This is a genomic window from Paraburkholderia kururiensis (genome assembly GCF_034424375.1).
In the GTDB taxonomy this organism is placed as follows: domain Bacteria; phylum Pseudomonadota; class Gammaproteobacteria; order Burkholderiales; family Burkholderiaceae; genus Paraburkholderia; species Paraburkholderia kururiensis_A.
In genome coordinates this window covers 5,217,095-5,241,426 of the sequence record NZ_CP139965.1, presented here as the reverse complement: position 1 = coordinate 5,241,426, position 24,332 = coordinate 5,217,095, and the positions used below count along the sequence as shown (strand labels likewise).

Genomic DNA, 24,332 nt, shown 5'->3' with positions numbered 1-24,332 from the left:
ATCGGATAACGGGCAATGTTAGCACGCGCCTTTGCGTACCTTTGCCGCCGCCGTGACCGCCCTGATCGCCCTTACCCGCCTGCGGCATGCGTTTGCAGCACATGGCAGAGCACGAGGCACGACCGTTCGCGCAACGTGCCGAGGGCTCTGCGATCATGCGACGCTCCGCTCGTCGCCGCCCGGCATCTCCTCTGCCGCAGCGCAACGGCAGTTCGACCGTAGTTTCCGAAGTTGCTCCTGAAGTTGATCCTTAGCTGGTCCCGCAGTAAGTCCTGTAGTTGGCAGCCTTTCATCAACAGACCCTGGCTTTCCCGAGGAAACCCATCGTGACGTCTTCCGGATCGGCGCGCGCCGCGCGCCGCAACACTACATCGCTGAACGCTTCACCGAACACCGCCACAGTGCCCGCGCCCAAAAAAGCCGGCGGCACGGCCAAAACGGCCCAGGCCGCCAAGCCGGGCAAAACCGCCAAACCGGATACCGCGAGGCTCGACGATGTGACGAACGGCAAGGCGCCCGCCGGCGGCGACGCGGCCCCCACGAAGCGCAACGGCCGCACCCGCGAGGACAAGGACAAGCCGCTCTTCGAGGACATCCGCTTTCTGGGCCGTCTGCTCGGCGACGTGGTGCGGGAACAGGAAGGCGACGCGGTGTTCGAGGTGGTGGAAACGATCCGGCAGACGGCCGTGCGCTTTCGTCGCGAAGACGACAGCAGCGCCGCCCAGGCACTGGAAAAGAAGCTGCGCGCGCTCTCGCCGGAACAGACCGTGAGCGTGGTGCGCGCCTTCAGCTACTTCTCGCATCTCGCGAACATCGCCGAAGACCGCCATCGCAACCGGCGCCACCGCATCCACGATCTGGCCGGCTCGGTGCCGCAGCCCGGCACGATGGCGCACTCGCTGGAGCGGCTCGTGGCCGCGGGCGCGGCGGCCACGCCGATGCTCCAACAGTTCTTCAACGAGGCGCTGATCGTGCCCGTGCTCACCGCCCACCCCACCGAGGTGCAGCGCAAGAGCATTCTCGATGCCCAGCACGACATCGCCCGGCTGCTCGCCGAGCGCGACCAGCCGCTCACGCATCGCGAACGCGCGCAGAACGAAGCGCTGCTGCGCGCGCGCGTGACCTCGCTGTGGCAGACGCGCATGCTGCGCGACTCGCGCCTGACCGTGGCCGACGAGATCGAAAACGCGCTCTCGTTCTACCACGCCACCTTCCTCGAAGAGATCCCGGCGCTGTATGCCGACATCGAACTGGCGCTCAAGGACCACGGCCTGCCCGCGCGGCTGCCGCCGTTCTTCCAGATGGGCAGCTGGATCGGCGGCGACCGCGACGGCAATCCGAACGTCACCGCGCCTACGCTCGAGCATGCCATCTCGCGCCAGGCCGCGGTGGTCTTCGAGCACTATCTGGAGCAGGTCCACAAGCTGGGCGCCGAGCTTTCCGTGTCGAACCTGCTCGCGGGCGCCAGCGACGATCTGAAGAAGCTCGCGGCCGCCTCGCCCGACCAGTCGCCGCATCGCGTGGACGAGCCTTATCGCCGCGCGCTGATCGGCATGTACACGCGGCTCGCGGCGAGCGCCCGCGTGCGTCTCGGCGAAGGCGTCGTGCATCTGCGCAGCGCGGGCCCCGGCGCTCCGCAGATTCGCGCCACGCCGTACGCGGACGCCTCCGAGTTCACGCGCGACCTGCACGTGCTGATGGATTCGCTCGCCGCGCACTACGGCGCCTCGCTCGCCACGCCGCGGCTCGCGCCGCTCGCGCGCGCGTCGGAGGTGTTCGGCTTTCACCTTGCGAGCATCGACCTGCGCCAGAGCTCCGACATCCACGAAGCCGTGGTGGCCGAGCTGCTCGCGCGCGCCGGCGTGGAAGCGGACTACGCGTCGCTTTCCGAAGACGACAAGCTCATCGTGCTGCTTGCCGAACTCGCGCAGGTGCGGCCGCTGCGCTCGCCCTATCTCGACTACTCGGACCTCGCGAAGAGCGAACTCGGCGTGCTCGAAATGGCCCGCGTGACGCGCGAGAAGTTCGGCGCGCGTGCCGTGCGCAACTACATCATTTCGCACACGGAAACGGTGAGCGACCTGCTCGAAGTGATGCTGCTGCAAAAGGAAACGGGCCTGCTGCAAGGACGCCTCGGCCACACGAACGAGCCCGCGCGCGGCGGCGTGATGGTGATTCCGCTCTTCGAAACCATCGCCGACCTGCGCAACGCCCCGCACATCATGCGCGACCTGCTCGCGCTGCCCGGCATCGACTCGCTCATCGAGCATCAAGGCGGCGAGCAGGAAGTGATGCTCGGCTACTCGGACAGCAACAAGGACGGCGGCTTCCTCACGTCGAACTGGGAGCTCTACCGCGCCGAACTCGCGCTCGTCTCGCTCTTCAAGGAACGCGGCGTGAAGCTGCGGCTCTTCCACGGCCGTGGCGGCACGGTGGGACGCGGCGGCGGCCCGACCTACCAGGCCATCCTCTCGCAGCCGCCGGGCACGGTCGAAGGGCAGATCCGCCTCACCGAGCAGGGCGAAGTGATTGCGAGCAAGTTCGGCAACCCCGACATCGGCCGACGCAATCTCGAAACGGTGGTGGCGGCCACGCTGGAAGCGTCGCTGCTGCCGCACGGCAATGCGCCCGCGCAGCTGCCGGAATTCGAAGCCACGATGCAGCAGCTCTCGGACACGGCCATGGCCGCGTACCGCGCGCTCGTCTACGAAACGCCGGGCTTCACGGACTACTTCTTCGCGGCCACGCCCATCACCGAAATCGCGGAACTGAATATCGGCAGCCGGCCCGCGTCGCGCAAGCTGCAAGACCCGAAGCACCGCAAGATCGAAGACCTGCGCGCCATTCCGTGGGGTTTCTCGTGGGGCCAGTGCCGGCTGCTGATTACGGGCTGGTACGGCTTCGGCGCGGCGGTGGGCACTTACCTCGACGAAGCCGGCAGCGACGCCGAACGCAGCCGGCGCCTCGCGCTGCTCAAGAAGATGAACCGCACGTGGCCGTTCTTCGCGAATCTGCTCTCGAACATGGACATGGTGCTGGCGAAGACCGACCTCGCGGTGGCGTCGCGCTACACGCAACTCGTCGCCGACAAGAAGCTGCGCAAGCGTGTGTTCGACCGCATCGTGGCCGAGTGGGAGCGCACCTCGCGCGTGCTCTCGGAGATCACGGGCCACGGCGAGCGTCTGGCGGACAACCCGCTGCTCGCGCGCTCCATCAAGAACCGCTTCCCTTACCTCGATCCGCTCAACCATCTGCAGGTGGAACTGATCAAGCGGCACCGCGCCGGCGACACGAACGACCGCGTGCGGCGCGGCATCCATCTCACCATCAACGGGATTGCGGCGGGGCTGCGTAATACCGGTTGAGTCGCCACAAGGCAGCACGAGTGCAGTAAGCGAAGCCCGGTGCGCAGCGGTTTGCGCACCGGGCTTTTTTTGCGGCGGGCAAAAGACGCTGCGTTTGGTCCACCTCTAGTCCACCTCCGGTCCGCCTCTGACGCGCCTTTTTACTGCCTGCGCGCCTCGATCATCAACGCGTCGAGCTTGAACGAGCCGTCCTCCTGCACCTCGAAGTACTGACGTACTTCGTCGGGCGCGTGGGTCCACAGCGAACGGATGGCCTCGGCCCGTACTTCGGGCGTGCGCATGCGCGCAATCCACGTCGCGAATTCGATGGGAATACGCCAGCGTTCGCGGACCGTCGCCTCGAAGCCCGCATCGTGGAAAAAGGCGAGCCATTCGTCCGCGCGGTAATTGCGGATATGCGAGCCGTCGCGCAACACTTCGGCGGCCTGGAAATGCGTATCGAAGAGAGGATCGTCCGCGCCCGCCACGTCGATGAACAGCACGCGCCCGCCCGGCTTCAGCACGCGATGCACCTCGGCCAGCGCCTTCGGCACGTCGCGCCAGTGGTGGGCGCTCAGCCGGCTGATGGCCCAGTCGAACGATGCGTCCGCAAACGGCAGGCTCTCCGCCGCACCCTGCTGCACGCGCACGGTGGCCAGCCCGCGCTCCTTCGCCGCTGCCGCGACGGTGGCCAGCATGGGCGGCGCGATGTCGTAGGCGACGACTTCGCGCACGTAGGGCGCCACCGCGAAGCTCGCGTGGCCCGCGCCGCAACCCATGTCCAGCACGGTGGCCCCGCCGCAGGTGGCCTTGAAGGTCGCGGCGAGCGTGTCCAGATCGGCGCCCGTCGCATGCACGTGGCTCGTGAGATAAGCGGCGGCGGTCGAGCCGAACGCATCGGCCACCTGGTCGTGATGCTTCATCGAATGCTCCTTGGCCCGGGTTGGCTGTCCGGGAGGGTAGGTGTGAGAACGGCTTCTTTTCACGGATGAACGCGCGCGGGATGCAATCCCTGGTCATTTCAGGCGCCGCAGGCGTCATCTGCCGCTACAATAGGCGCCGCCCGGTACCAGTACAAGTTAAGCAGTTATTCTGGTATCTCCAGCACCCGTCATACGTTCGATCACCGCTGTACGTACCTGCCCGCTGCCTGCGATGAACCTCTCACATTCGTCCTCCACGGCCAAGACGCTCGACCCCACGCCCGCGCGCGCGCTCGGCGAATTCATCCGCGCCCACCGCGAACGGCTTTCGCCGAACGCGGTGGGCTTGCCGCCCGGTCCGCGCCGGCGCACGCCCGGCCTTCGCCGCGAGGAAGTGGCGCAGCTGTGCGGCGTGAGCCCCACCTGGTATACCTGGATCGAGCAGGGCCGGCCGGTGTCGGCCTCCGCTGACGCGCTCGCGCGCATCGCCGTCGCGTTGCAACTCTCGCGCGCGGAGCGCGCCTATCTGTTCGAGCTGGCCGCGCAGCGCGACCCCGCCGAGCCCGACCCGGCCGCGAGCGACGCGCCCGCGGCGCTCATCGAAACCGTGAAGCTCGTGGATTCGCCGGCCTACGTGCTGGACCGGCAGTGGAATGCGCTCGCCTGGAACCGCCAGGCCGCGGACCTGTTCGTGGGCTGGCTCGACGAAGGCACGAGCGATGCTCAAACGCGCAACCTGCTGCGCTTCACGTTCACGCAGCCGCTTGCGCGCGAGTTGATCGTCGACTGGGAAACGCGCGCACGGCGGCTCGTGGCGGAGTTTCGCGCCGACTCTATCCGCCACCTCAACGACGCGCCCACGCGCGCACTGATCGACGCCCTCGCCTCGGCAAGCGACGACTTCGCGCGCTTCTGGGCGTCGCAGGACGTGGGCGAGCGCGAAGGCGGCCTGCGCGAATTCAACCATCCGCGCGAAGGGCGGCTCGCGTACGACCAGATCACGTTCAAGCCTGCCCAACGCGAAGACCTGAAGCTCGTGGTGCTCGTCGCGCGCGGGCCGCGCGGGCCGCGTTGACCCGACGCCGGGCGCGGCACGCGTGCGCGGCAGGCCGGCGGCCGTTGCGGCGCGCGATGTTAAAATCGGCGACTTCCTCGCGCCGCGGCCTGCACCGCAGCACCGCGCCATCGCGGCGAGCTTTCCCTGTACGCGGCCTCGCACCGCACGTTCACTGCCAACATCATGACGTCCCAACTGCACAAAAAAGGCGAAGCCTGGTCGGCTCGCTTCTCGGAGCCGATGTCGGAGCTCGTCAAGCGCTACACGTCGTCGGTCTTCTTCGACAAGCGGCTGGCGCTCGTCGACATCGAAGGGTCGCTCGCGCATGCGTCGATGCTCGCCGCGCAAGGCATCATCGGCGCCGACGACCTCGCCGCCATCCAGCGCGGCATGGCGCAGATCAAGGGCGAAATCGAACGCGGCGAGTTCGAATGGCAGCTCGATCTCGAGGACGTGCACCTGAACATCGAGGCGCGTCTCACAGCGCTGATCGGCGACGCGGGCAAGCGGCTGCACACGGGCCGCTCGCGCAACGACCAGGTCGCCACCGACATCCGCCTGTGGCTGCGCGGCGAGATCGATCGCATCGGCGGCCTGCTCACCGATCTGCGCACCGCGCTCATCGACCTCGCGGAGCAGCACGCGGCCACCATCATGCCGGGCTTCACGCACCTGCAGGTCGCGCAGCCCGTCACGTTCGGCCATCACCTGCTCGCCTACGTCGAGATGTTCTCGCGCGACGCCGAGCGCATGCGCGACTGCCGCACGCGTGTGAACCGTCTGCCGCTGGGCGCGGCGGCGCTCGCCGGCACGAGCTATCCGATCGACCGTCACGCGGTGGCGAAGACGCTCGGCTTCGACGGCATCTGCGCGAATTCGCTGGATGCCGTTTCGGACCGCGACTTCGCGATTGAATTCACCGCGGCCGCGGCGCTCGTGATGACGCACGTCTCGCGCTTCTCGGAAGAACTCGTGCTCTGGATGAGCCCGCGCGTGGGCTTCATCGATCTGGCCGACCGCTTCTGCACGGGCTCGTCGATCATGCCGCAGAAGAAGAACCCCGACGTGCCGGAACTGGCGCGCGGCAAGACCGGCCGCGTGAACGGGCACCTGATGGCGCTGCTCACGCTCATGAAGGGGCAGCCGCTCGCGTACAACAAGGACAACCAGGAAGACAAGGAACCGCTCTTCGACACCGTGGACACGGTGGCCGACACGCTGCGCATCTTCTCGGAAATGGCCGCGGGCATTCGCGTACGCCCCGAAGCGATGCGCGCCGCGGCACTGCAAGGCTTTTCCACGGCCACCGATCTCGCCGACTACCTCGTCAAGCGCGGCCTGCCGTTCCGCGACGCGCACGAGGCCGTCGCGCATGCAGTGCGCATCTGCGTGGACCGCAACTGCGACCTGGCGGATCTGTCGCTCGACGACATGCGCCGCGAGCTTCCGGCGGTCGCGCATCTGCTGAGCGAAGACGTGTTCGACGTGCTGACGCTGGAAGGGTCGGTGGCAAGCCGCAATCACCCGGGCGGCACGGCACCGGCGCAGGTGCTGGCGGCGGCGAAGGCCGCGCGGGCAGCGCTTGGGAAGTGAGGTTGAGAAGACCCGTCACGCGCCGCGCACGAAGCTGAACGAGCCGCGCTCAAGCTGAAACGCGCCAACGAAAAGGGCGAAGGACTGCGAACGCAGCACCTTCGCCCTTTTCACATGGACGGACGCATTGTGGGCGTCACGCCCCGCTACCAGAAATCAATCGTTGCCCACCGTCTCCGACAATCGCTTGAGCGTGGCCACCCGTGCGCCGATCAAGTCGAGCCGGCTGCGTGCATCGACAAGCGGTGTCGTGGCGTCGCGATACGCGAGCCACGCACGCTCGGCGCGCACGAGCACTGCGCGCGAACGCGCCGGCATACGCACGTAGAGCCGGCGATAGTAGCGATTCAGGTCGAACTCCGCGTGTTCGCACTGCGCGTCGCCACCGCAGCCCGGCGAGCCCGGCGGCGTGTTCACAGCATCCGTTCTCGCGGCTTCCGCGCGCAGCATCAACGCGCGATCGCGCACCGGTTGCAGTTCCATGTCGGCTTGCGAAAGCACGTAGGCCGTGCCGTGCGTCGTCGCGAATACCGCCTGCAACAGCGGCCGTTCCGCATCACGCCAGGCGCTCCAGCGCTTCTGGCTCTCTTCCCAGCCCTTGCGCCGCGCGTCGGAACCCCTGGTCATCAGTTGCCGGTACGCGATGTCGGTGGCGCCTTTCCATGCGGCGCGAGCCGTGTCCATGCACTGCACCTGCCCCGAGGTCGACGACATGTCGGCGCGCGCCGAACACGCGCGCATGGCTGCATCGATGGGATCGGCCGCGGCGACTTCGGCTTGGGCCGTGCCGATCGATCCCGCGAGCGGCAGAATCAGCGCGGCAGCAAGCGCGATACCGCCGGCCACCGCAGCCGCGACCGGCCTCGCGCGCCGGCGCGCGTCGCGGGCAAGCTGCCGGGCCGCCTCGAACAGGCGGTCTGCCGTTGCGCCGCCGATGTGTTTCCGCTCGGCCATCAGTCGCGCACGCAATCCACGAAGTACTCGATGCGGCCGTTGATCATCTCGCCGACCAGCCCGTGGATATCCGTATGGAAGCCCGGGAAGCGCTCGTTGAACTCGCGCGCAAAGCGCAGGTACTCGACGATCGTGCGATTGAAGCGTTCGCCCGGAATGAGGAGCGGAATGCCCGGCGGATACGGCGTGAGCAGCACGGTGGTGACGCGGCCTTCGAGCTGATCGATGGGCACACGGTCCACCTCGCGGTGCGCGAGCTTCGCGAACGCGTCCGAAGGCTTCATCGCGGGCTCCATGTTCGAGAGATACATCTCGGTCGTGAGGCGCGCGATGTCGTTCGCGCGGTACACGCTGTGAATCTGCTCGCACAGGTCGCGCAGACCGATGCGCTCGTACGCGGGATGCAGCGCCACGAACTCGGGCAGCACGCGCCACAGCGGCTGGTTGTTGTCGTAGTCGTCCTTGAACTGCTGAAGCTCCGTCACCATCGAGTTCCAGCGGCCCTTGGTGATGCCGATGGTGAACATGATGAAGAACGAGTAGAGCCCCGTCTTCTCGACGATGATGCCGTGCTCCGCGAGGTAGCGCGTGACGATGGCGGCGGGAATGCCGTTCTCGCCGAACTCGCCGTCCACGTCGAGCCCCGGCGTGATGATGGTCGCCTTGATGGGGTCGAGCATGTTGAAACCTTCGGCCAGCGCGCCGAAGCCGTGCCAGCGGTCGTTCGGGCGCAGCATCCAGTCGTCGCGCGAACCGATGCCTTCTTCGGCCAGTTCTTCAGGACCCCATACCTTGAAGAACCAGTCGTCGCCGTACTCGGCGTCGACCTTGCGCATGGCGCGGCGGAAATCGAGCGCCTCGGCGATCGATTCCTCGACGAGCGCCGTGCCGCCCGGCGGCTCCATCATCGCGGCGGCCACGTCGCACGACGCGATGATCGCGTACTGCGGGCTCGTGGACGTGTGCATGAGATACGCCTCGTTGAAGCGATGGCGGTCGAACGTACTGTTCTCGGAGTCCTGCACGACGATCTGCGATGCCTGCGAGATGCCCGCGAGCAGCTTGTGCGTGGAATGCGTGGCGAACACGAGCGCGCCCGTGCGCGGACGCCCCGCGCCGATGGCGTGCATGTCCTGATAGAACGGGTGGAACTCGGCGTGCGGCAGCCAGGCTTCGTCGAAGTGCAGCGTATCGAGCAGGTCGCCGAGCAGGTCTTTGATCATCTCGACGTTGTAGATCACGCCGTCGTAGGTGCTCTGCGTGATGGTCAGGATGCGCGGCTTGAGATTCGGGTTCTTCGCGAGCGCCTCGCGCGCGAACGGGTTCGCCTCGATCTTGCGGCGAATGTTCTCCGGCTTGAACTCGTCGCGCGGAATCGGACCGATGATGCCGAAGTTGTTGCGCGTGGGCGTGAGGAACACCGGAATCGAGCCCGTCATCATGATGGCGTGCAGGATCGACTTGTGGCAGTTGCGGTCCACCAGCACGATGTCGCCCGGCGCGACCGTGGCGTGCCAGACGATCTTGTTCGAGGTCGACGTGCCATTGGTCACGAAGAACAGGTGGTCGGCGCTGAAGATGCGCGCGGCGTTGCGTTCGGAGGCCGCAACAGGGCCGATGTGATCGAGCAGCTGGCCCAGTTCGTCCACGGCGTTGCAGACGTCGGCGCGCAGCATGTTCTCGCCGAAGAACTGGTGGAACATCTGGCCAAGCGGGCTCTTGAGAAACGCGACGCCGCCCGAGTGACCCGGGCAGTGCCACGAGTACGAGCCTTCGTCCGCGTACTTCACCAGTTCCTTGAAGAACGGCGGCGCGAGCGAATCGAGATAGACCTTCGCTTCGCGGATGATGTGGCGCGCGACGAACTCCGGCGTGTCCTCGAACATGTGGATGAAGCCATGCAGCTCGCGCAGGATGTCGTTCGGCAAGTGGCGCGAGGTGCGCGTCTCGCCGTACAGGAAGATCGGAATGTCGGCGTTGCGGCGGCGCACTTCGGTCACGAACGCGCGCAGCTCGATGATGGCCGTGGCGAGTTCCGGCAGCTCGCCGTCCGGACCTGTTTCGCCGAGCATCAGTTCGTCGTCGTCGATCGAGAGGATGAAGCACGACGCACGGCTCGACTGCTGGGCGAACGAAGTGAGATCGCCGTAGCTCGTGAGCCCGAGCACCTCCACGCCCTCTTTCTCGATGGCTTCGGCAAGCGCCCGTATGCCGGAGCCCGAGATGTTCTCGGAGCGGAAATCTTCGTCGATGATGACGACAGGAAAACGAAACTTCATGGGGCGATTCTCCAAAAAGAACGACCGCTGCCCGTGTTGCGCAGCGGCCACCCGTCAAGCCGGTGAGTCAGCGCGCAACCGTTACGTCTTGGGCAACGTCACGCCGTGCTGGCCTTGATATTTGCCGCCGCGGTCCGCGTACGACACCTCGCAGACCTCGTCGCTTTCGAAAAAGAGCACCTGCGCGACGCCCTCGTTCGCGTAGATTTTGGCAGGCAAAGGTGTCGTATTCGAGAATTCGAGCGTGACGTAGCCTTCCCACTCAGGCTCGAACGGCGTCACGTTCACGATGATCCCGCAGCGCGCGTAGGTGGACTTGCCGAGGCACACGGTCAGCACGTTGCGCGGAATGCGGAAGTACTCCACCGTGCGGGCAAGCGCAAACGAATTGGGCGGGATGATGCAGACGTCGCCCTTGAAGTCGACGAACGACTTTTCATCGAAATTCTTCGGGTCGACGATGGTCGAGTTGATGTTCGTGAATATCTTGAATTCGTCCGCGCAGCGGATGTCGTAGCCGTAGCTCGACGTACCGTAGCTCACGATCTTGCGGCCGTCCTGCGACGCGCGGACCTGGTCCGGCACGAACGGCTCGATCATCTTGTGCTGTTCGGCCATGCGCCGAATCCACTTGTCGGATTTGATGCTCATATTGGGACGCTACGCCACGAATTAGGATGGAAGGCGGATCGGCATACGGCGGCGCGCACAGGCGCATCGCAGGCGCTCACGGGCGCCGGGCTGTTCAGTGCCCGCCGACGAAAGCCGCTTATTTTACGCGATATGGGTGACGCTGCCGGGAACACCCGGATGCCCCGGCCGGCACGGCCATCACTGCGAAGCACGGGGCCGAAAGCACAGACAAACGGAAAAGGGCAAACGGCCGGCCGCGAGCGCGGGGCGCAAGCTGCGGCGCTGCACCATACGCCCCGCACTGCGCGCGATGCAGCAACGTCATTGCTGGCGGATGACCCCGCAGGCAAGCGCCGGACCGGCTCCGTGCTGCGGAAACGCGTAGGGGTCGCCCGCGTCGCGATGAACCAGCACCGAGCGCTGCAACACGGAGCGGATGCCGTCGAGCGAAACGTCCGGCGCCACGATGAAACCCGTGGCCACGCCATTGGCATCGGCGTGAATGTTGCCGAGGTCGCCCTCCACGCGCGTACCGCTCTTCAGCCGCTCGGCGGCGGGCGCGAACACGGGACCGGCGCTCGATCCGTCCGCGGCATTGCAGTCGCCGCGCTCGTGCACCTGAAGCGCGTGGTCGCTGTTGGGCGGCAGGCCTGCCAGGTTGTAGGTGACCTGAACGCCGTCCGAGTGTTCGAGGAATGTGACGGTACCGCGGACCTGGTTGGCCACGGTGGGGAGCAACTGCGCGTCGGCGCGCTTTTCCTGTGGTCTCAGGAACACGCTGCAGGCGGCGAGAAGCAGGCTGCCCGCAGCCAGGACGATGAGTGTGAATGCGCGCACCGCCTGCCCGTCGAGTCGTTTCTTCATGCGATCCTCTTGTCGGCGCGGCACCGCCCCTGCGGCGCCGGACCGGACCTGACGAAGCCCACATGATACCGCGACACCCACGCGGATTGACGCATCGGCAAGTGCGCACGCGTACACACGTGCGCGCCGGTCCTCGAATCGTCAGGTGTTCTGCACGACGATGTTCGGAAACTTCGAGGTCATGTCGCGGGCGCGCTCGGCGATGTGGATCGCGACCTTGCGCGCAATCTCGCGATAGATGCCGGCGATGCGGCCCTGCGGGTCGGCCACCACGGTAGGCTGACCCGAGTCGGCCTGCTCGCGGATCGAGATATCGAGCGGCAGGCCGCCGAGCACATCGACGCCGTACTCCTTCGCCATGCGCTCGCCGCCGCCCGCGCCGAAGATGTGCTCTTCGTGGCCGCAGTTCGAGCAGATGTGCGTGCTCATGTTCTCCACGATGCCGAGGATCGGAATGCCCACTTTCTCGAACATCTTGAGGCCCTTCTTCGCGTCCAGCAGGGCAATGTCCTGCGGCGTCGTCACGATCACGGCGCCCGTCACCGGAACGCGCTGCGCGAGCGTGAGCTGGATGTCGCCCGTGCCCGGCGGCATGTCCACCACGAGATAGTCGAGATCGCGCCAGTTCGTCTGCCGCAGCAACTGCTCGAGCGCCGAGGTGGCCATCGGGCCGCGCCATACCATCGGGTTGTCCTGCTCGATCAGAAAGCCGATCGAATTGGCCTGCACGCCGTGGCCCGCGAGCGGATTCATCGACTGCCCATCGGGCGACTCCGGACGGCCCTCGATGCCGAGCATGGTGGGCAACGACGGGCCATAGATGTCGGCATCCAGAATGCCCACCGACGCGCCCTCGGCGGCCAGCGCGAGCGCCAGGTTCACGGCCGTCGTGCTCTTGCCGACGCCGCCCTTGCCCGAGGCCACGGCCACGATGTTCTTCACGTTGGGCAACAGCTTGACGCCGCGTTGAACGGTGTGAGTCTCGATCTGCTGCGACACCTGGACGCGCACCTCGGCCACGCCCGGCACCTGGGCAAGCGCCCCGGCCACCAGCGCGCGGATCGCGTCGTACTGGCTCTTCGCCGGATAGCCGAGCACCACGTCGAGCGCCACCGTTGCGCCCTCCACGGTCACATTCCTGAAACCCTTCGCTGCCGCAAACGGACGGCCCGTATTGGGATCCGTGACGGCCGCGAGGGCGGCGTCGACCAAAGCCCGATCAATGCTCATTGATACTCCGTGGGGAACACTCGTGGCGCGGCCCGATCGAATCATCTGGCCGACAGCCGGAATTTGAAAAAGTTTGTTAGGCGGCATTGCGCGAATCGCACCTCGGAGGCACGCTTCGGCGGCTGCTAGCTCAAGGTCCGCATCGCGGTCCGGCCAGGGTCCTGCGACTTCGCATCCAGGTCCTGCCGACCCGGTGCACGCCTTCAGCCGCCATTGTAGTGGCTCGGGCGGCGCGCCGCCCCGAAGACCCTGCTACGCTGTCGGCGCTTGCCAGCAGGCTCATCGTCGCTGAGATCGGTTTCATTCAAAGAAAGGACCCAGAAAATGAAGACAAGAATCATGACCCGGCTGTCGGTTTTCGCTGTTGCCGGTGCGCTCGTCGCCGGCTGTGCAACCCAGCAAGGAACTAACACGGCTGTCGGCACGGGTGTGGGCGCCGGCGTGGGCGCCGGGCTCGGCGCGCTGATCGGCGGCGGCAAGGGTGCCGCCATCGGTGCGGGCGTGGGCGCGGTTGCGGGCGGTGTCACCGGCTACAACTGGCAAGCCATCCGCAACAAGCTCTCGGGCGCGACCAAGGGCACCGGTACGCAGATCACCGAACAACCGGACGGCTCGCTCAAGCTCAACATCCCGAGCTCGGTCACGTTCGATACCAACAGCTACGCGATCAAGCCGTCGTTCGCGCCGGTTCTCGACCAGGTCGCGCAGACGCTGAACCAGAATCCGGAAGTGGTCGCCCAGGTGGTGGGCCACACGGACAGCACCGGCCAGGCGGCATACAACCAGACGCTGTCGGTGAATCGCGCGCAAAGTGTCGCGAACTACCTCGCGCAGCACGGCGTGGCAGGACAGCGACTGTCGGCAACGGGCATGGGCGCAAGCCAGCCGATCGCGGACAACAACACGGAAGCGGGCCGCGCCCAGAACCGCCGCGTGGAAATCTATCTGCGCGCGACGGCTCAACACCAGGGCTAAGCGGGATACCCGGACAGGGTTGATCGCGAAATCCGCCGCCGGCCGCGCTGCGGTCGGCGGGAGGCGGGCCTGTGTCTCGACGGCGAGCGGCCCGGCTCCGTCAGGAAACTGCAAGGAAAGCGGGCGTTGGACGCCGGATCAGCAAGCCCGAAGGCAACACACGTAAGAGGCGCGTCAGCCACCCGGACAGCCAGCCGAAAAAATTTTCGGAACCGCGCGAACTCTCTGCAACGTTTGCTGTCTCTTTGTACGGTACGTGGCTGCGATGCTGCCGCGTCACCATTCTCCTCTTGTCGTTGTTGCTCCGGGGCCAGTGCCCCGGTTTTTTTTGCCCGCGCCCCTTGCGCCGCCGCGCTCGCGGCCGGCTCCTGCGCCTGCCGCGCGCTCCTAACCCGTCAGCATTCCGGTACCGCCGCCTCGCCCATCCGGCCAGGGACGTCGGCTCGTTGTGCCCTGCTAGAATCGAACCTTCGTCCCCTTCGCAACACCGGCAATACCGGAAATCCCCTATCCCTATGTCAGAACCCGTCACCGACCTCTCCGCAGCAGCCGGCGCGCCGTCGGGCCGCCGCCAGATTCTCGTCACGTCTGCCCTGCCCTATGCCAACGGGCAGATCCATATCGGCCACCTGGTCGAATATATCCAGACGGACATCTGGGTGCGCGCGCTGCGAATGCACGGGCACGAGGTCTACTACGTCGGGGCTGACGACACGCACGGCACGCCCGTCATGCTGCGCGCCGAGCAGGAGGGCTTGACGCCGAAGGCGCTGATCGACCGTGTCTGGCAGGAGCACAAGGCCGACATGGACGCGTTCGGCATCTCGTTCGACAACTACTACACGACCGATTCGGAAGAGAACCGCGTGCTCTCCGAATCCGTGTATCTGGCGCTGAAGGAAGCGGGGCTCATCGACGCCCGCGAGATCGAACAGGCGTACGACCCGGTCAAGAACATGTTCCTGCCGGATCGCTTCATCAAGGGCGAGTGCCCGAAGTGCGGCGCGAAAGACCAGTACGGCGACAGCTGCGAAGTGTGCGGTTCGACCTACCAGCCCACGGACCTCGTGAATCCGTATTCGGTGGTCTCCGGCGCCACGCCAGTGCGCAAGACGTCGACGCACTACTTCTTCCGGCTGTCGGATCCGCGCTGCGAAAACTTCCTGCGCGGCTGGGTGGAAGGGCTCGCGCAGCCGGAAGCCACCAACAAGATGCGCGAATGGCTGGGCGCGCCGGGCGAAGCGAAGCTCGCCGACTGGGACATTTCCCGCGACGCACCCTATTTCGGCTTCGAGATTCCGGGCGCGCCAGGCAAGTACTTCTACGTCTGGCTCGATGCGCCGGTCGGCTACTACGCGAGCTTCAGCAATCTCGCGCAGCGCCTCGGGCTCGACTTCGACGCGTGGGTGAAGGCCGGTTCCGCCGCCGAGCAATACCACTTCATCGGCAAGGACATCCTGTATTTCCACACGCTGTTCTGGCCCGCCATGCTGGAATTCTCGGGCCACCGCACGCCCACCAACGTGTTCGCCCACGGCTTTCTCACCGTGGACGGCGCGAAGATGTCGAAGTCGCGCGGCACCTTCATCACGGCGAAGAGCTACATCGACACGGGGTTGAATCCCGAATGGCTGCGCTACTACTACGCGGCCAAGCTCAACAGCACGATGGAAGACATCGACCTGAGCCTCGAAGACTTCCAGGCGCGCGTGAACAGCGATCTGGTGGGCAAGTACATCAACATCGCGAGCCGCGCCGCGGGCTTCCTGATCAAGCGCTTCGAGGGTCGCGTGCAGGACAGCGCCATGCAGCATCCGCTGCTGGGCACGCTGCGCGCAGCCATCCCGCAGATCGCGGCGAACTACGAGGCGCGCGAGTACAGCCGCGCGCTGCGCCACACCATGGAACTCGCCGACGCGGTGAACGCCTACGTCGACGGCGCGAAGCCCTGGGAGCAGGCCAAGGATCCGGCCAATGCCGCGGCGCTGCACGAGACCTGCAGCGTGAGCCTCGAAGCCTTCCGGCTGCTGTCGCTCGCGCTCAAGCCGGTGCTGCCGGGCCTCGTGGCCGGAGTCGAAACGTTCCTGTCGATCGCGCCGCTCACGTGGGCCGACGTCGGCGTACCGCTCTCCTCACAGCAGCCCATCAACGCGTACAAGCACCTGATGACGCGCGTGGAGCCCAAGCAGATCGAGGCGCTGCTCGAAGCAAACCGTTCGTCGCTGGCGCCGACCGAAGGTTCGGCAGCGAGCGCGACTGCCGCGGCGAACGGCGGCAAGGCAGCCACGTCGGCCGCCGCGAGGCCCGCGAAAGCCGGCAAGAACGCGCCCGCGGACGAAACGTCCGACGTCATCTCCATCGACGACTTCGCGAAGATCGACCTGCGTGTGGCGCTCATCGTCGATTGCCGCACGGTGGAAGGCTCAGACAAGCTGCTGCAACTCACGCTCGACGTGGGCGAAGACAAGCCGCGCAACGTGTTCTCCGGCATCCGCTCGGCCTACAAGCCCGAGGACCTGGTGGGCAAGCTCACGGTGATGGTGGCCAACCTCGCGCCGCGCAAGATGAAGTTCGGGCTCTCCGAAGGCATGGTGCTCGCCGCCTCCGCCGCCGACGAGAAAGCCGAACCGGGCCTCTACGTGCTTGAGCCGCACAGCGGCGCGAAGCCGGGCATGCGGGTGCGCTGAGGGCCGTCAGGGCTTTTCCCCACCTCGGCGGGGAAAAGCCCTCTGCGCGGCGCTACCACCGGATCCGGTCGAAGCGCCGCGTATAGAACAGATCCACGCCTTTGAACGTGCCGCCGTAGGCCGCCACCGACCAGTAGCGCGTCAGGTTCACCGTCGCCTTGATGGCGTTGGCGGCGGACTGCAAGCCCTGCTCGTAGCCCAGCACGAGCCATTCGTTGATCGCCTTCGAAACCAGCACCACCTGCGGGTCGGTCAGACCCACGTCGCTGCGTCCCACCGAAACTTCGTCGAGCCCCACCGTCTGCGCAATGCGTTTGCCGCCCGCGCTACCCAGCAGCGCGAGCGCGGTCGTCATCGAGCTCTGCTGACCGAGGTTGTTGCCTTGATCCGTGCCGTGACCGAACAGCAGCCACGAGAGCTTTTCGTTGTCCGGCACGTTCGGCTCTGACACGAGCCTCACATCCGGCGACTGCACCGTGCCCGTCACCTGCACGCCCGCTTCCACCTGCTGGTTACGCCGCATCGCGAGAATGTTGATGCCCGGATTCGCCACCGGCCCGTTGAACGTGAAGAACCCGTTTTCGATGGCGAGCTTGCGGCCGAACGCCGTATAGGTGGAGCCCTCGGTCACGCGGACGTTGCCCACCGCGCGCAGCGGCAGGTTCGGCGCGCTCATCGCGGTGATGGTGCCGCGCAGCCCCAGGTCCGCGCCCACGCCGCGGAAGCGGAAGTCGTTGCCCAGATCGATGTCGATGTTGGCGCGGGGCGCAAAGCGCCCCACCGGCTTGTTGCTGCCGCCCACCGGCGGCAGCTTGCCGCCGCGCGTGGTGCCGTCCGGCCGCACGATCACGACGTCGTCGCCCAGTTCCGGCGCAGACTGCTCGGGCATGTCGAAAAGCGCATGATCCACGCGGAACTTGCCGTTGATCGAAAGGCCGCCCGCGACCCCGGCGTTGGCCACGCTCGCGCTGCCGGAAAGCGACAGCCGCCGGTCCGGCGACGCGAAGAGTTCCAGCTTGTCGGCGACGATGCTCGCCGTGAGATCGGGCTCGTCGCTGTCCAGCCGCACGCGCCCCGTGGCGCGCAGCGTACCGCTCGCGCCGTGAAATTCGACCTGCTGGAAATCGACCAGGTTTTCCGTGAGCGCGATGTGGACCACGCCGTCCTTCAACTGCACGCCCTGGTCCACCATCGTCGCGGAAAGCCCGTCGCCCAGCAGCGACCCCGAGACGTTCGGTTTGCCGAGCGTACCCGCCAGCACGAGCTTCAACGCGACGTGCCCGTCGAGCAGGTAGCCCGGGCCGAACAGTCCGCCCGTGGTTTTGAGCTGCGGCACGTTCGCGTTGATGGCGCCCGTGAGCGGCGACGTTTCGTCCGCGGTCAGGACGCCGTCGCGCATCACGAGCGTCGTGGCGGCGTTGGCGTCGATCACGCCGATACGGCTCGCCTGCGCGTGCAGCGTGGTGTTCACGCGATTGCCGTTGCTGAAGTCGGCGCGCGCCGCGATTTCCGTGATGCCGAGCGGCGCGAGCCCGCGCGACACTTCGAGCGTGATGTCGCCCGAGCGGCGCTTCACGGCAATGTGGCCCGTGGCCGTCTCGGCGAGCGCGAAGTCCCAGTCGCTGTCGAATACGAGGTCGGTGCGCAGCGTAGGCGACGGCGCGCCCGTGATCTCGTGACGCAACTCGAGCACGCGCGCGAGCGATACGCCCGTCAGCGTTCCCGCCGAGCGGATGCGGCCGTGGTCGTAGGCGAACGACTTGAGGTCGAGCGAAGCGCCTTCCAGCGTGAGCCGCGTCGCGCCCAGCGTCACCTTGCCCGGCGCCACCGCCAGCGCAAGCGGTGCTTCGAGGTTTGCCCGCGGTGTGCCGCGATTCGCGAGGCGCGTGACCGTGCCGTCCCAATGCGTGCCGTCGCTCGCGTCCGTGAGACGGCCGTTGGCGGCGAGCGTCAGATCGACGGCCTGGTCCTGGATCTTGCCCACCGCGGCGGCTTCGAGCGTGTGCTTCGCCCGCGTGCCGGAGAGCCGCGCGGTGAGCGTGGAGAGGTTCACGCCCGCGGTCGTGAGGTCGCGGGCGTCGGTCGTGAAGGCGAGCATGCCGTTAGGGCCGTCGCGCATCTCGGCGTGGCCCTGCGCGTGACCGATGCGGTTCGAGCCCACCACCACGCCGTCGGCCTGGTAGTCGAGCGCCACGTCGGGATGCGTGAACGTGCCCGTGACGTCGCCGGCCGCGGAGACGAAACCCGCAAGGCCGAAGCCGAGGCGCTCCAGCTGCGGCGCGTTGACCTTGAAACGCAGCCGGTCGCCGCGCGCGCCGAAACTGCCTTGCAGATCGACCTCGTTGCCCGCCACCGAAAGATTCACCTTGCTCGGCAGGATGCGCGAGCCGGCGAGTTGCACGGTGCCCGAGCCGGTCATCGGCAGGTTGTCGTAGACGCTCGGTCCCAGGTGGAATTCGGCGCGCGTCGTGAAGGTGGGCGCGAGCACGCCCGTGGCGGCGAGCGTGCCGTTCACGCGCGCCTCGATGCGGCGCGACGGCGCGGCGGGCTTTGCCGTGGTTCGGCCGGCTTTTGCCGCGGCCCTGGTAGTCGCGTTCCCTGCGCCCCGCACGGACGCCGAAGGGCCTTGCGAGGTCAGCGTGAGCGGGTCGAAATCCGTGAGCGTCGCCTTCAGGTTCCAGGTGGAGCTGGCGTCGTGCTTGATCGCGCCGGACAGATCGATGCGGCCGCGGCCTGCGCTCACGCGCACGTCATTGAAGCTGGTGCGGGCCGGGTCGAACGTCACCTTGCCCTGGGCGCGCAGCGCCGCCTTGGAGTCGGCGAGGTCGAGCGTGATGGTCCGGATGTCGTCGTTGAGGCGAATGCCGATGGGCCCGGACAGGTCCGTGGGCCGCACGCCGGCTTCGAGCGCGTTCAGGTCCAGTCCCGCCACGCGCAGATCGAACTGCCCGCGCTTGCCGGCGAGCGTTCCGCCGCCCGTCACCGTGGCGTTCTTCACGAGCCTTACATTGAGGTTGGAGAGGCGCTGTGTCCTGGCGTCGAGCCACACGTCCGAACGGGCGTCGATGAGCGGCAGCAGTTTCGCGTCGAGCGCGCCGGGTTTGGCGTTGGTGATCGAAACCGAGCCAGCCACGGCGAAGGCATTGGCTTTCCGTGCGGGGGTAGCGGCAGCGGCGGCGCCCGTAGCGGTGGCGGGGCCGCCAATCGAAGCGACACCGGACGCAGCACCCGAAGCAGCGCTCGCGCCAGCCACGCGCGACGCAGCACGCGCGGACACCGCCGAAGCACCGCTCGCCCCCGTCGCCGAAGCGCCGCTTGCACCGACGCGCGATGCCCCGCCCGCCGGCTCGCCGCCCTGCCCCTGCCCTTGCTCCGCTCCCGCGGCCGGCTGCAACTCGGCACGCACGGCGAGATCGGCGAACGGCGCCGAAGGCGAAAACGCCTGCGGATTGACGTGATCGAAGGCCACCGTCGCTCGCTTGAGCGGCACGTCGGCAAAGGGCGTTGCTTCCACGTGCGCGTGGCCGGTCAGCTTGAGCCCGCTCGCATCCACTTCCGCCGCGAGCGACTCCAACGTGCCCGTGAGATGCGCGCGCACCTGCACGTCTTCGTCGTTGACCTTGCCCGAATAGCCGGCGTCGCCCGCCAGCGCGAACGGCCGCCTGCCGTCGAGCGTCGCGTGCGCCGTGACCGCGCCATACGGCGTGTCGAGCCGTTCGACCGACGCCTCGTGATGCCGGCCGTCGCTGCGGCCGTGAAAGACGAAGCGCGAGAAGGTGGTGGTCGATGCGCCCTCGTGCAGCACGAGCTGGTCCACCTGCACGTCGCGCAGGTCGAGTGCGAGCGGCAGTTGCAGGTCCTGCGGCAACGTGATGGGCCCGGACGATGGCGACGGCACGACGCGCGCCTCGATCGTGCCCACGTGGAGGTAGTCGACGGTGAAGCGCCACGGCTGCCGTGACAGCGCCCATTGGCCCGCGATGCGGTCGATCTTGATGTCCGTGCCGTCGCCGCCGCGCCATTCCACGCGCCGCAGCCGCACGCCGGCGGCCAGCGTGCCGCCGTCCAGCTGACCGGTCAGCTTGCCGCCCAGCAGCTTCACGGCGGCCTGCCACGTCCAGGCCGTGCCCCGCTCGGTGGTGAGCGCGCCGTACAGCAATCCCACGACGAGCACGGCCAGCACCACGGGCACGCCGATCAGCCACGCCAGCAGCTTGCCGGCGCGCGCAAGGCGGCCCGGACGCGGCGGCTCGCCGTTGCCCCCGGAACCCGCGGACGCAGGGCCGTCGGGTTCAGGCGCGGGCGGATGGGTGGATGGGTCCGTGGTCATGCTCGCTGCAAGGTCAAAGGTCAGTCAGTAAATGGCGGTTGATCGGAGACCCGAATGCGCGGGTCGATAAAGTCCAGACGCCATGAGCGGCATCAGAACGCGATGCCCAGCGTGAGATACGGCCGCACGCTGTGATTGCGGATGCCGTACGCCAGGTCCACGTTCACCGGCCCCACCGGGCTGCGCCACCTGGCGCCCACGCCCACGCCCGGATAGAACACTTTCTCGTGCCAGGAGTCCGCGGCGGTACCGATGTCGAAGAACGCCGCCGCGCCCCAGTCGTGATTGAACCAGTGCTGGTATTCCGTGGACGCCGTCATCAGGTATTTGGTCGGCAGGATCGAGCCGTCCACGTTGCGGCCGAGGCTCTGGTAGCTGTAGCCGCGCACCGAGTTCGAACCGCCCGCGCGAAACAGCAGCGAGGCCGGGATGCCCGCCGAACTGCCGCTCGTGAACACGCCGCCCAGCTCCGCCCGAAAGAGCACGAGGTCGTACTTGCCGATGGGCAGGTATTGCTGGCCGCGCACGTAGCCGCGAATGAACGACTGGTCGGTGAGCACGTGCTTGACGGCAAAGCCCGCCTCGGCGCGAATCAGGTTGCCCGAGCGCGGAAAGAGCGGATCGTCGACGTTGCGGCGCGTCCACGACCACGCCGGCACGAGCGCGCGGCTCGTCGTGGGCGCGCCCGTGTTCTGCGTCAGCCGGTCCTGGTAGTAGAGGATCGAGTAGCCGTAGTCGATGCGCTGCGACGTACGCGTGCGCTGCAAGCCGGCACGCGCGCTGTAGATGTGCGTGTCCGACACGTCGGTGCTCGTGTACGACGCCAGCGCGCTGTTGGTCCACGCGCGCGGACCCGGCGGCATGGCGAGTTCGATCTGTCCGTACTGCTGGATCTGGTCGATGCGGCCGTCCACGGAAAACGGCCACGCGCGACCGAACGTGTCGAGGTACGAATAGGAGCCCTGCACGTGCGGCCCGGTATCGGTGGAGTAGCCGACGCTGCCGCGAAAGCTGTTGTACGGGTACTCGCTCACCTTCACGTGAATGGGCGTGTCGAGCGGCTTGCTGGTGTCGTTGTCGACGTCGATGGCCACGCTCGCGTAGTACGGCGTGTTCTGCAACTGGCGCTGCAGTTCGCGAATGCGCTGGGCGTCGTAGATGTCGCCCTGGGACACGGGGTTCACGTCGCGCACGATCTGCTCGGGATAGCGGCGCGTACCCGACACGTCGAGCGGGCCCATCGTGAAGGTGGGGCCGCTCTCGAAGGTGACCGACAGCTTCGCGTCGTGCTTTTGCGGATCGATGCGCGCCTCGGACTGCGCGATCTTCGCACCCAGGTAGCGGCGCGCCTGCAACGCCTTGAGTGCGGCCTTCTTGGCGTCGTCCCAGCCGGACTGCGAGAACGCGTCGCCCTCGTGCAGCGAGAACGCGAAGCGCGCCGTGTTCTCCTGGGCCGGGTCTTCGGTCAGGATAGGTCCCTTGAACGACAGCGAAACCGACGAGATCGTGGTCTGCTCGCCGGGGTCGACGAACACCGTGACGCGCTTTCTGCCGTCCACCGTGCGCACGTCGGTGCGCACCACGGGCGAAAAATAGCCGTCGGTCGCCACGAGGTCGCGCGCCTGCTGCGGCGTGGCGGTGACGAGAAAGTCGAACTGGTCGTCCGAGATGTCCTTGCGCGTTGCGAAGCGCACGATGTCGAGATGCGCTTCGAGCAGCTTGCGCACCGAGCGCGGCGAGGCCTCCACGTCCACGTCGTACGCGCGCGACGCCGCATGCGCCGCGCCCCAGAACACGAGCACAAAGCACGCCGCGACCCGCGCCGCGATGGTCCATGCTCTTCGCCTACGTGACGGTTCGATTGCACACCCCGCCAAACGGGACCTCCCTGCGGCCGTTGTTGAATTCGTTTCAGTTGAAGCAGAAGCAGTGGCGGCGCTCGCCGCGCCGGCGCCACGGGCATGCCGGGCACAAGTGCTGTATTTGACCACATCGCCCCTGTCGTTGAGCGCATGGGCCGACATCGTGGCCCGCGCTGCACACCGGGCGCGCATGGCCGGGCGCCGCCGCACGCGGGCGATTGGACGCGCCTGCCCGCCGGTTGTTCCTCGGCCCGGCGCTTGCGGTAAAATTACGCGCCACACGAGAATCGACGGATCACCGGCGGCCGGCCACGCCGGAGCCGACGGGCCGCCGGTAGCCTTTTTGACGGACTTGACGGACGACGTGCCATGTATCAGTCGGATATCACCCAGTTCCTGAACCAGCTCAAGCAGCAAAAGCCCACCCTCGAAGAAGAGCAGCGCCGCGGCCGTGCACTGCTGTGGGACAAGCAGCCCATCGACCTCGAAGAACGCGCCGACCAGCAGGCCTCGCGCGTGAAGCAAACGCCGTACGTCTACTACCAGAACTTCTGATGTCGGCCGCGGACAGCGGCACGCCGGACGAAGGCGCCGCGCTCGCCACCCCCGCTACGGATTCCACGCCCGACACCGTCGACGGCGTGGCGTTCGCGCGTCTGTACGGCGAGCCGCTCTTCAAGGTGCCGCAGGATCTGTACATTCCGCCGGACGCCCTCGAAGTCTTTCTCGAAACCTTCGAAGGCCCGCTCGACCTGCTGCTGTACCTGATCCGCAAGCAGAACTTCAACGTGCTGGACATTCCCATGGCGGAAGTCACGGCACAGTATCTCGGTTACGTCGACCAGCTGCGCCACACCAATCTCGAACTTGCCGCCGAGTATCTGCTGATGGCGGCCATGCTCATCGAGATCAAGTCGCGCATGCTGCTGCCGGTGAAGAAGGCCGACACGGGCGAGGAAGCCGAAGACCCGCGCGCCGAACTCGTGCGGCGCCTGCTCGAATACGAGCAGATGAAGCTCGCGGCGCAGCGCCTCGACCAGTTGCCACAGCTTGGCCGCGACTTCCTGCGCGCCGAGGTCTACATCGAGCAGAGCATCACGCCGCGCTTTCCGGACGTGAACAGCGACGACCTGCGCGCCGCCTGGGCCGACGTCATCAAGCGCGCGAAGCTCGTGCAGCACCACAAGATCACGCGCGAAGAACTTTCGGTGCGCGAGCACATGAGCGTGATTTTGCGCAGGCTGCAAAACGCGCGGTTCATGGAATTCTCGGAGCTCTTCGACGTGACGCGCGGCGTGCCGGTGGTGGTGGTCAACTTCATCGCGATGCTGGAGCTTTCGCGCGAGTCGCTGATCGAGATCACGCAGGCCGAGCCGTTCGCGCCCATCTACGTGCGGCTCGCGTACTTGCCGGCTTGATGCTCGCGGCGGCGTGATTTTTCGCCTGTTCGAAGCGCTGTCGGCGCGGCGTGCCGCACCGCCGCCGCACCGAACCGAGGCATGCCTCGAATCGGTGCGTCAGAGAGGCAAATCGACTACAATCCGGCGCTTCGGACGCCGTCCCGCCGCCCTCGCGCGCCGCACGGAGCCGATACCCGCAGA

The 24,332-nt window shown here is 67.1% G+C and carries 15 protein-coding genes; 7 read left to right on the top strand and 8 right to left on the bottom strand.

Going from position 1 to position 24,332, the window contains the following annotated elements:
- Window positions 1-326 precede the first annotated feature (326 nt).
- Window positions 327-3,365, top strand: coding sequence for a phosphoenolpyruvate carboxylase (gene ppc / locus U0042_RS23515; protein WP_114808895.1), 3,039 nt, complete (start codon window positions 327-329; stop codon window positions 3,363-3,365).
- 140 nt (window positions 3,366-3,505) lie between these two features.
- Here the strand turns inward: ppc and U0042_RS23510 are convergent, their stop codons facing one another.
- A complete protein-coding gene (locus U0042_RS23510) occupies window positions 3,506-4,267 on the bottom strand; it encodes a class I SAM-dependent methyltransferase (protein ID WP_114808896.1) in 762 nt (253 codons plus the stop codon).
- Between the two features lie 232 nt (window positions 4,268-4,499).
- On the opposite strand from U0042_RS23510, the gene U0042_RS23505 reads away from it, so the two are divergent.
- Both U0042_RS23505 and argH read left to right on the top strand, forming a co-directional pair.
- Window positions 4,500-5,342, top strand: coding sequence for a helix-turn-helix transcriptional regulator (locus U0042_RS23505; protein WP_114808897.1), 843 nt, complete (start codon window positions 4,500-4,502; stop codon window positions 5,340-5,342).
- 165 nt (window positions 5,343-5,507) lie between these two features.
- Complete coding sequence (gene argH, locus U0042_RS23500) at window positions 5,508-6,917, top strand: argininosuccinate lyase (protein ID WP_114808898.1); 1,410 nt, start codon at window positions 5,508-5,510, stop codon at window positions 6,915-6,917.
- A gap of 156 nt (window positions 6,918-7,073) precedes the next feature.
- Here argH and U0042_RS23495 read toward each other — a convergent pair whose 3' ends face one another.
- From U0042_RS23495 to apbC, 5 genes are all read right to left on the bottom strand, one after another.
- The gene (locus U0042_RS23495) at window positions 7,074-7,871 is read right to left on the bottom strand and encodes a lysozyme inhibitor LprI family protein (RefSeq protein WP_114808899.1); all 798 of its coding nucleotides are present in this window, start codon (window positions 7,869-7,871) and stop codon (window positions 7,074-7,076) included.
- The gene (locus tag U0042_RS23490; protein ID WP_114808900.1) at window positions 7,871-10,150 is read right to left on the bottom strand and encodes an Orn/Lys/Arg decarboxylase N-terminal domain-containing protein; all 2,280 of its coding nucleotides are present in this window, start codon (window positions 10,148-10,150) and stop codon (window positions 7,871-7,873) included. The genes U0042_RS23495 and U0042_RS23490 overlap by 1 nt, the downstream gene beginning before the upstream one ends.
- A gap of 81 nt (window positions 10,151-10,231) precedes the next feature.
- Entirely contained in the window at window positions 10,232-10,801 is a 570-nt protein-coding gene (gene dcd / locus U0042_RS23485) for a dCTP deaminase (RefSeq protein ID WP_114808901.1), read from the bottom strand.
- Between the two features lie 303 nt (window positions 10,802-11,104).
- Window positions 11,105-11,647 (bottom strand): superoxide dismutase family protein, encoded by a 543-nt coding sequence (locus U0042_RS23480; RefSeq protein ID WP_114808902.1) that lies wholly within the window; start codon window positions 11,645-11,647, stop codon window positions 11,105-11,107.
- Between the two features lie 141 nt (window positions 11,648-11,788).
- Window positions 11,789-12,877, bottom strand: coding sequence for an iron-sulfur cluster carrier protein ApbC (apbC, locus tag U0042_RS23475; protein ID WP_114808903.1), 1,089 nt, complete (start codon window positions 12,875-12,877; stop codon window positions 11,789-11,791).
- Between the two features lie 324 nt (window positions 12,878-13,201).
- Here apbC and U0042_RS23470 point away from each other — a divergent pair, with 324 nt between their 5' ends.
- Complete coding sequence (locus U0042_RS23470; RefSeq protein WP_114808904.1) at window positions 13,202-13,852, top strand: OmpA family protein; 651 nt, start codon at window positions 13,202-13,204, stop codon at window positions 13,850-13,852.
- A gap of 515 nt (window positions 13,853-14,367) precedes the next feature.
- On the top strand, window positions 14,368-16,539 hold the full coding sequence (metG, locus tag U0042_RS23465) for a methionine--tRNA ligase (protein ID WP_114808905.1): 2,172 nt from the start codon (window positions 14,368-14,370) through the stop codon (window positions 16,537-16,539).
- 52 nt (window positions 16,540-16,591) lie between these two features.
- Here metG and U0042_RS23460 read toward each other — a convergent pair whose 3' ends face one another.
- Window positions 16,592-20,869: a translocation/assembly module TamB domain-containing protein gene (locus U0042_RS23460; protein ID WP_114808906.1), complete on the bottom strand. Its 4,278-nt coding sequence runs from the start codon at window positions 20,867-20,869 to the stop codon at window positions 16,592-16,594.
- A gap of 92 nt (window positions 20,870-20,961) precedes the next feature.
- Window positions 20,962-22,746, bottom strand: coding sequence for an autotransporter assembly complex protein TamA (locus tag U0042_RS23455; RefSeq protein WP_419150536.1), 1,785 nt, complete (start codon window positions 22,744-22,746; stop codon window positions 20,962-20,964).
- Window positions 22,747-23,100: 354 nt separating this feature from the next.
- Between U0042_RS23455 and U0042_RS23450 the strand changes: the two genes are divergently transcribed.
- Window positions 23,101-23,286, top strand: a complete 186-nt coding sequence (locus tag U0042_RS23450; protein WP_114808907.1) for a DUF3460 family protein — start codon at window positions 23,101-23,103, stop codon at window positions 23,284-23,286.
- Entirely contained in the window at window positions 23,286-24,149 is an 864-nt protein-coding gene (locus U0042_RS23445) for a segregation and condensation protein A (RefSeq protein WP_114808908.1), read from the top strand. Before U0042_RS23450 ends, U0042_RS23445 begins: the two co-directional genes overlap by 1 nt.
- Window positions 24,150-24,332 lie beyond the last annotated feature (183 nt).

Excerpts from the sequence above, each read along its gene's own strand:
- dcd (WP_114808901.1), bottom strand. The coding sequence starts at position 10,801 with ATGAGCATCAAATCCGACAAGTGGATTCGGCGCATGGCCGAACAGCAC.
- apbC (WP_114808903.1), bottom strand. The coding sequence starts at position 12,877 with ATGAGCATTGATCGGGCTTTGGTCGACGCCGCCCTCGCGGCCGTCACG.
- U0042_RS23445 (WP_114808908.1), top strand. The coding sequence starts at position 23,286 with ATGTCGGCCGCGGACAGCGGCACGCCGGACGAAGGCGCCGCGCTCGCC.
- U0042_RS23490 (WP_114808900.1), bottom strand. The coding sequence starts at position 10,150 with ATGAAGTTTCGTTTTCCTGTCGTCATCATCGACGAAGATTTCCGCTCC.
- U0042_RS23460 (WP_114808906.1), bottom strand. The coding sequence starts at position 20,869 with ATGACCACGGACCCATCCACCCATCCGCCCGCGCCTGAACCCGACGGC.
- U0042_RS23505 (WP_114808897.1), top strand. The coding sequence starts at position 4,500 with ATGAACCTCTCACATTCGTCCTCCACGGCCAAGACGCTCGACCCCACG.
- U0042_RS23480 (WP_114808902.1), bottom strand. The coding sequence starts at position 11,647 with ATGAAGAAACGACTCGACGGGCAGGCGGTGCGCGCATTCACACTCATC.
- metG (WP_114808905.1), top strand. The coding sequence starts at position 14,368 with ATGTCAGAACCCGTCACCGACCTCTCCGCAGCAGCCGGCGCGCCGTCG.
- U0042_RS23450 (WP_114808907.1), top strand. The coding sequence starts at position 23,101 with ATGTATCAGTCGGATATCACCCAGTTCCTGAACCAGCTCAAGCAGCAA.
- U0042_RS23510 (WP_114808896.1), bottom strand. The coding sequence starts at position 4,267 with ATGAAGCATCACGACCAGGTGGCCGATGCGTTCGGCTCGACCGCCGCC.
- argH (WP_114808898.1), top strand. The coding sequence starts at position 5,508 with ATGACGTCCCAACTGCACAAAAAAGGCGAAGCCTGGTCGGCTCGCTTC.
- U0042_RS23470 (WP_114808904.1), top strand. The coding sequence starts at position 13,202 with ATGAAGACAAGAATCATGACCCGGCTGTCGGTTTTCGCTGTTGCCGGT.
- U0042_RS23495 (WP_114808899.1), bottom strand. The coding sequence starts at position 7,871 with ATGGCCGAGCGGAAACACATCGGCGGCGCAACGGCAGACCGCCTGTTC.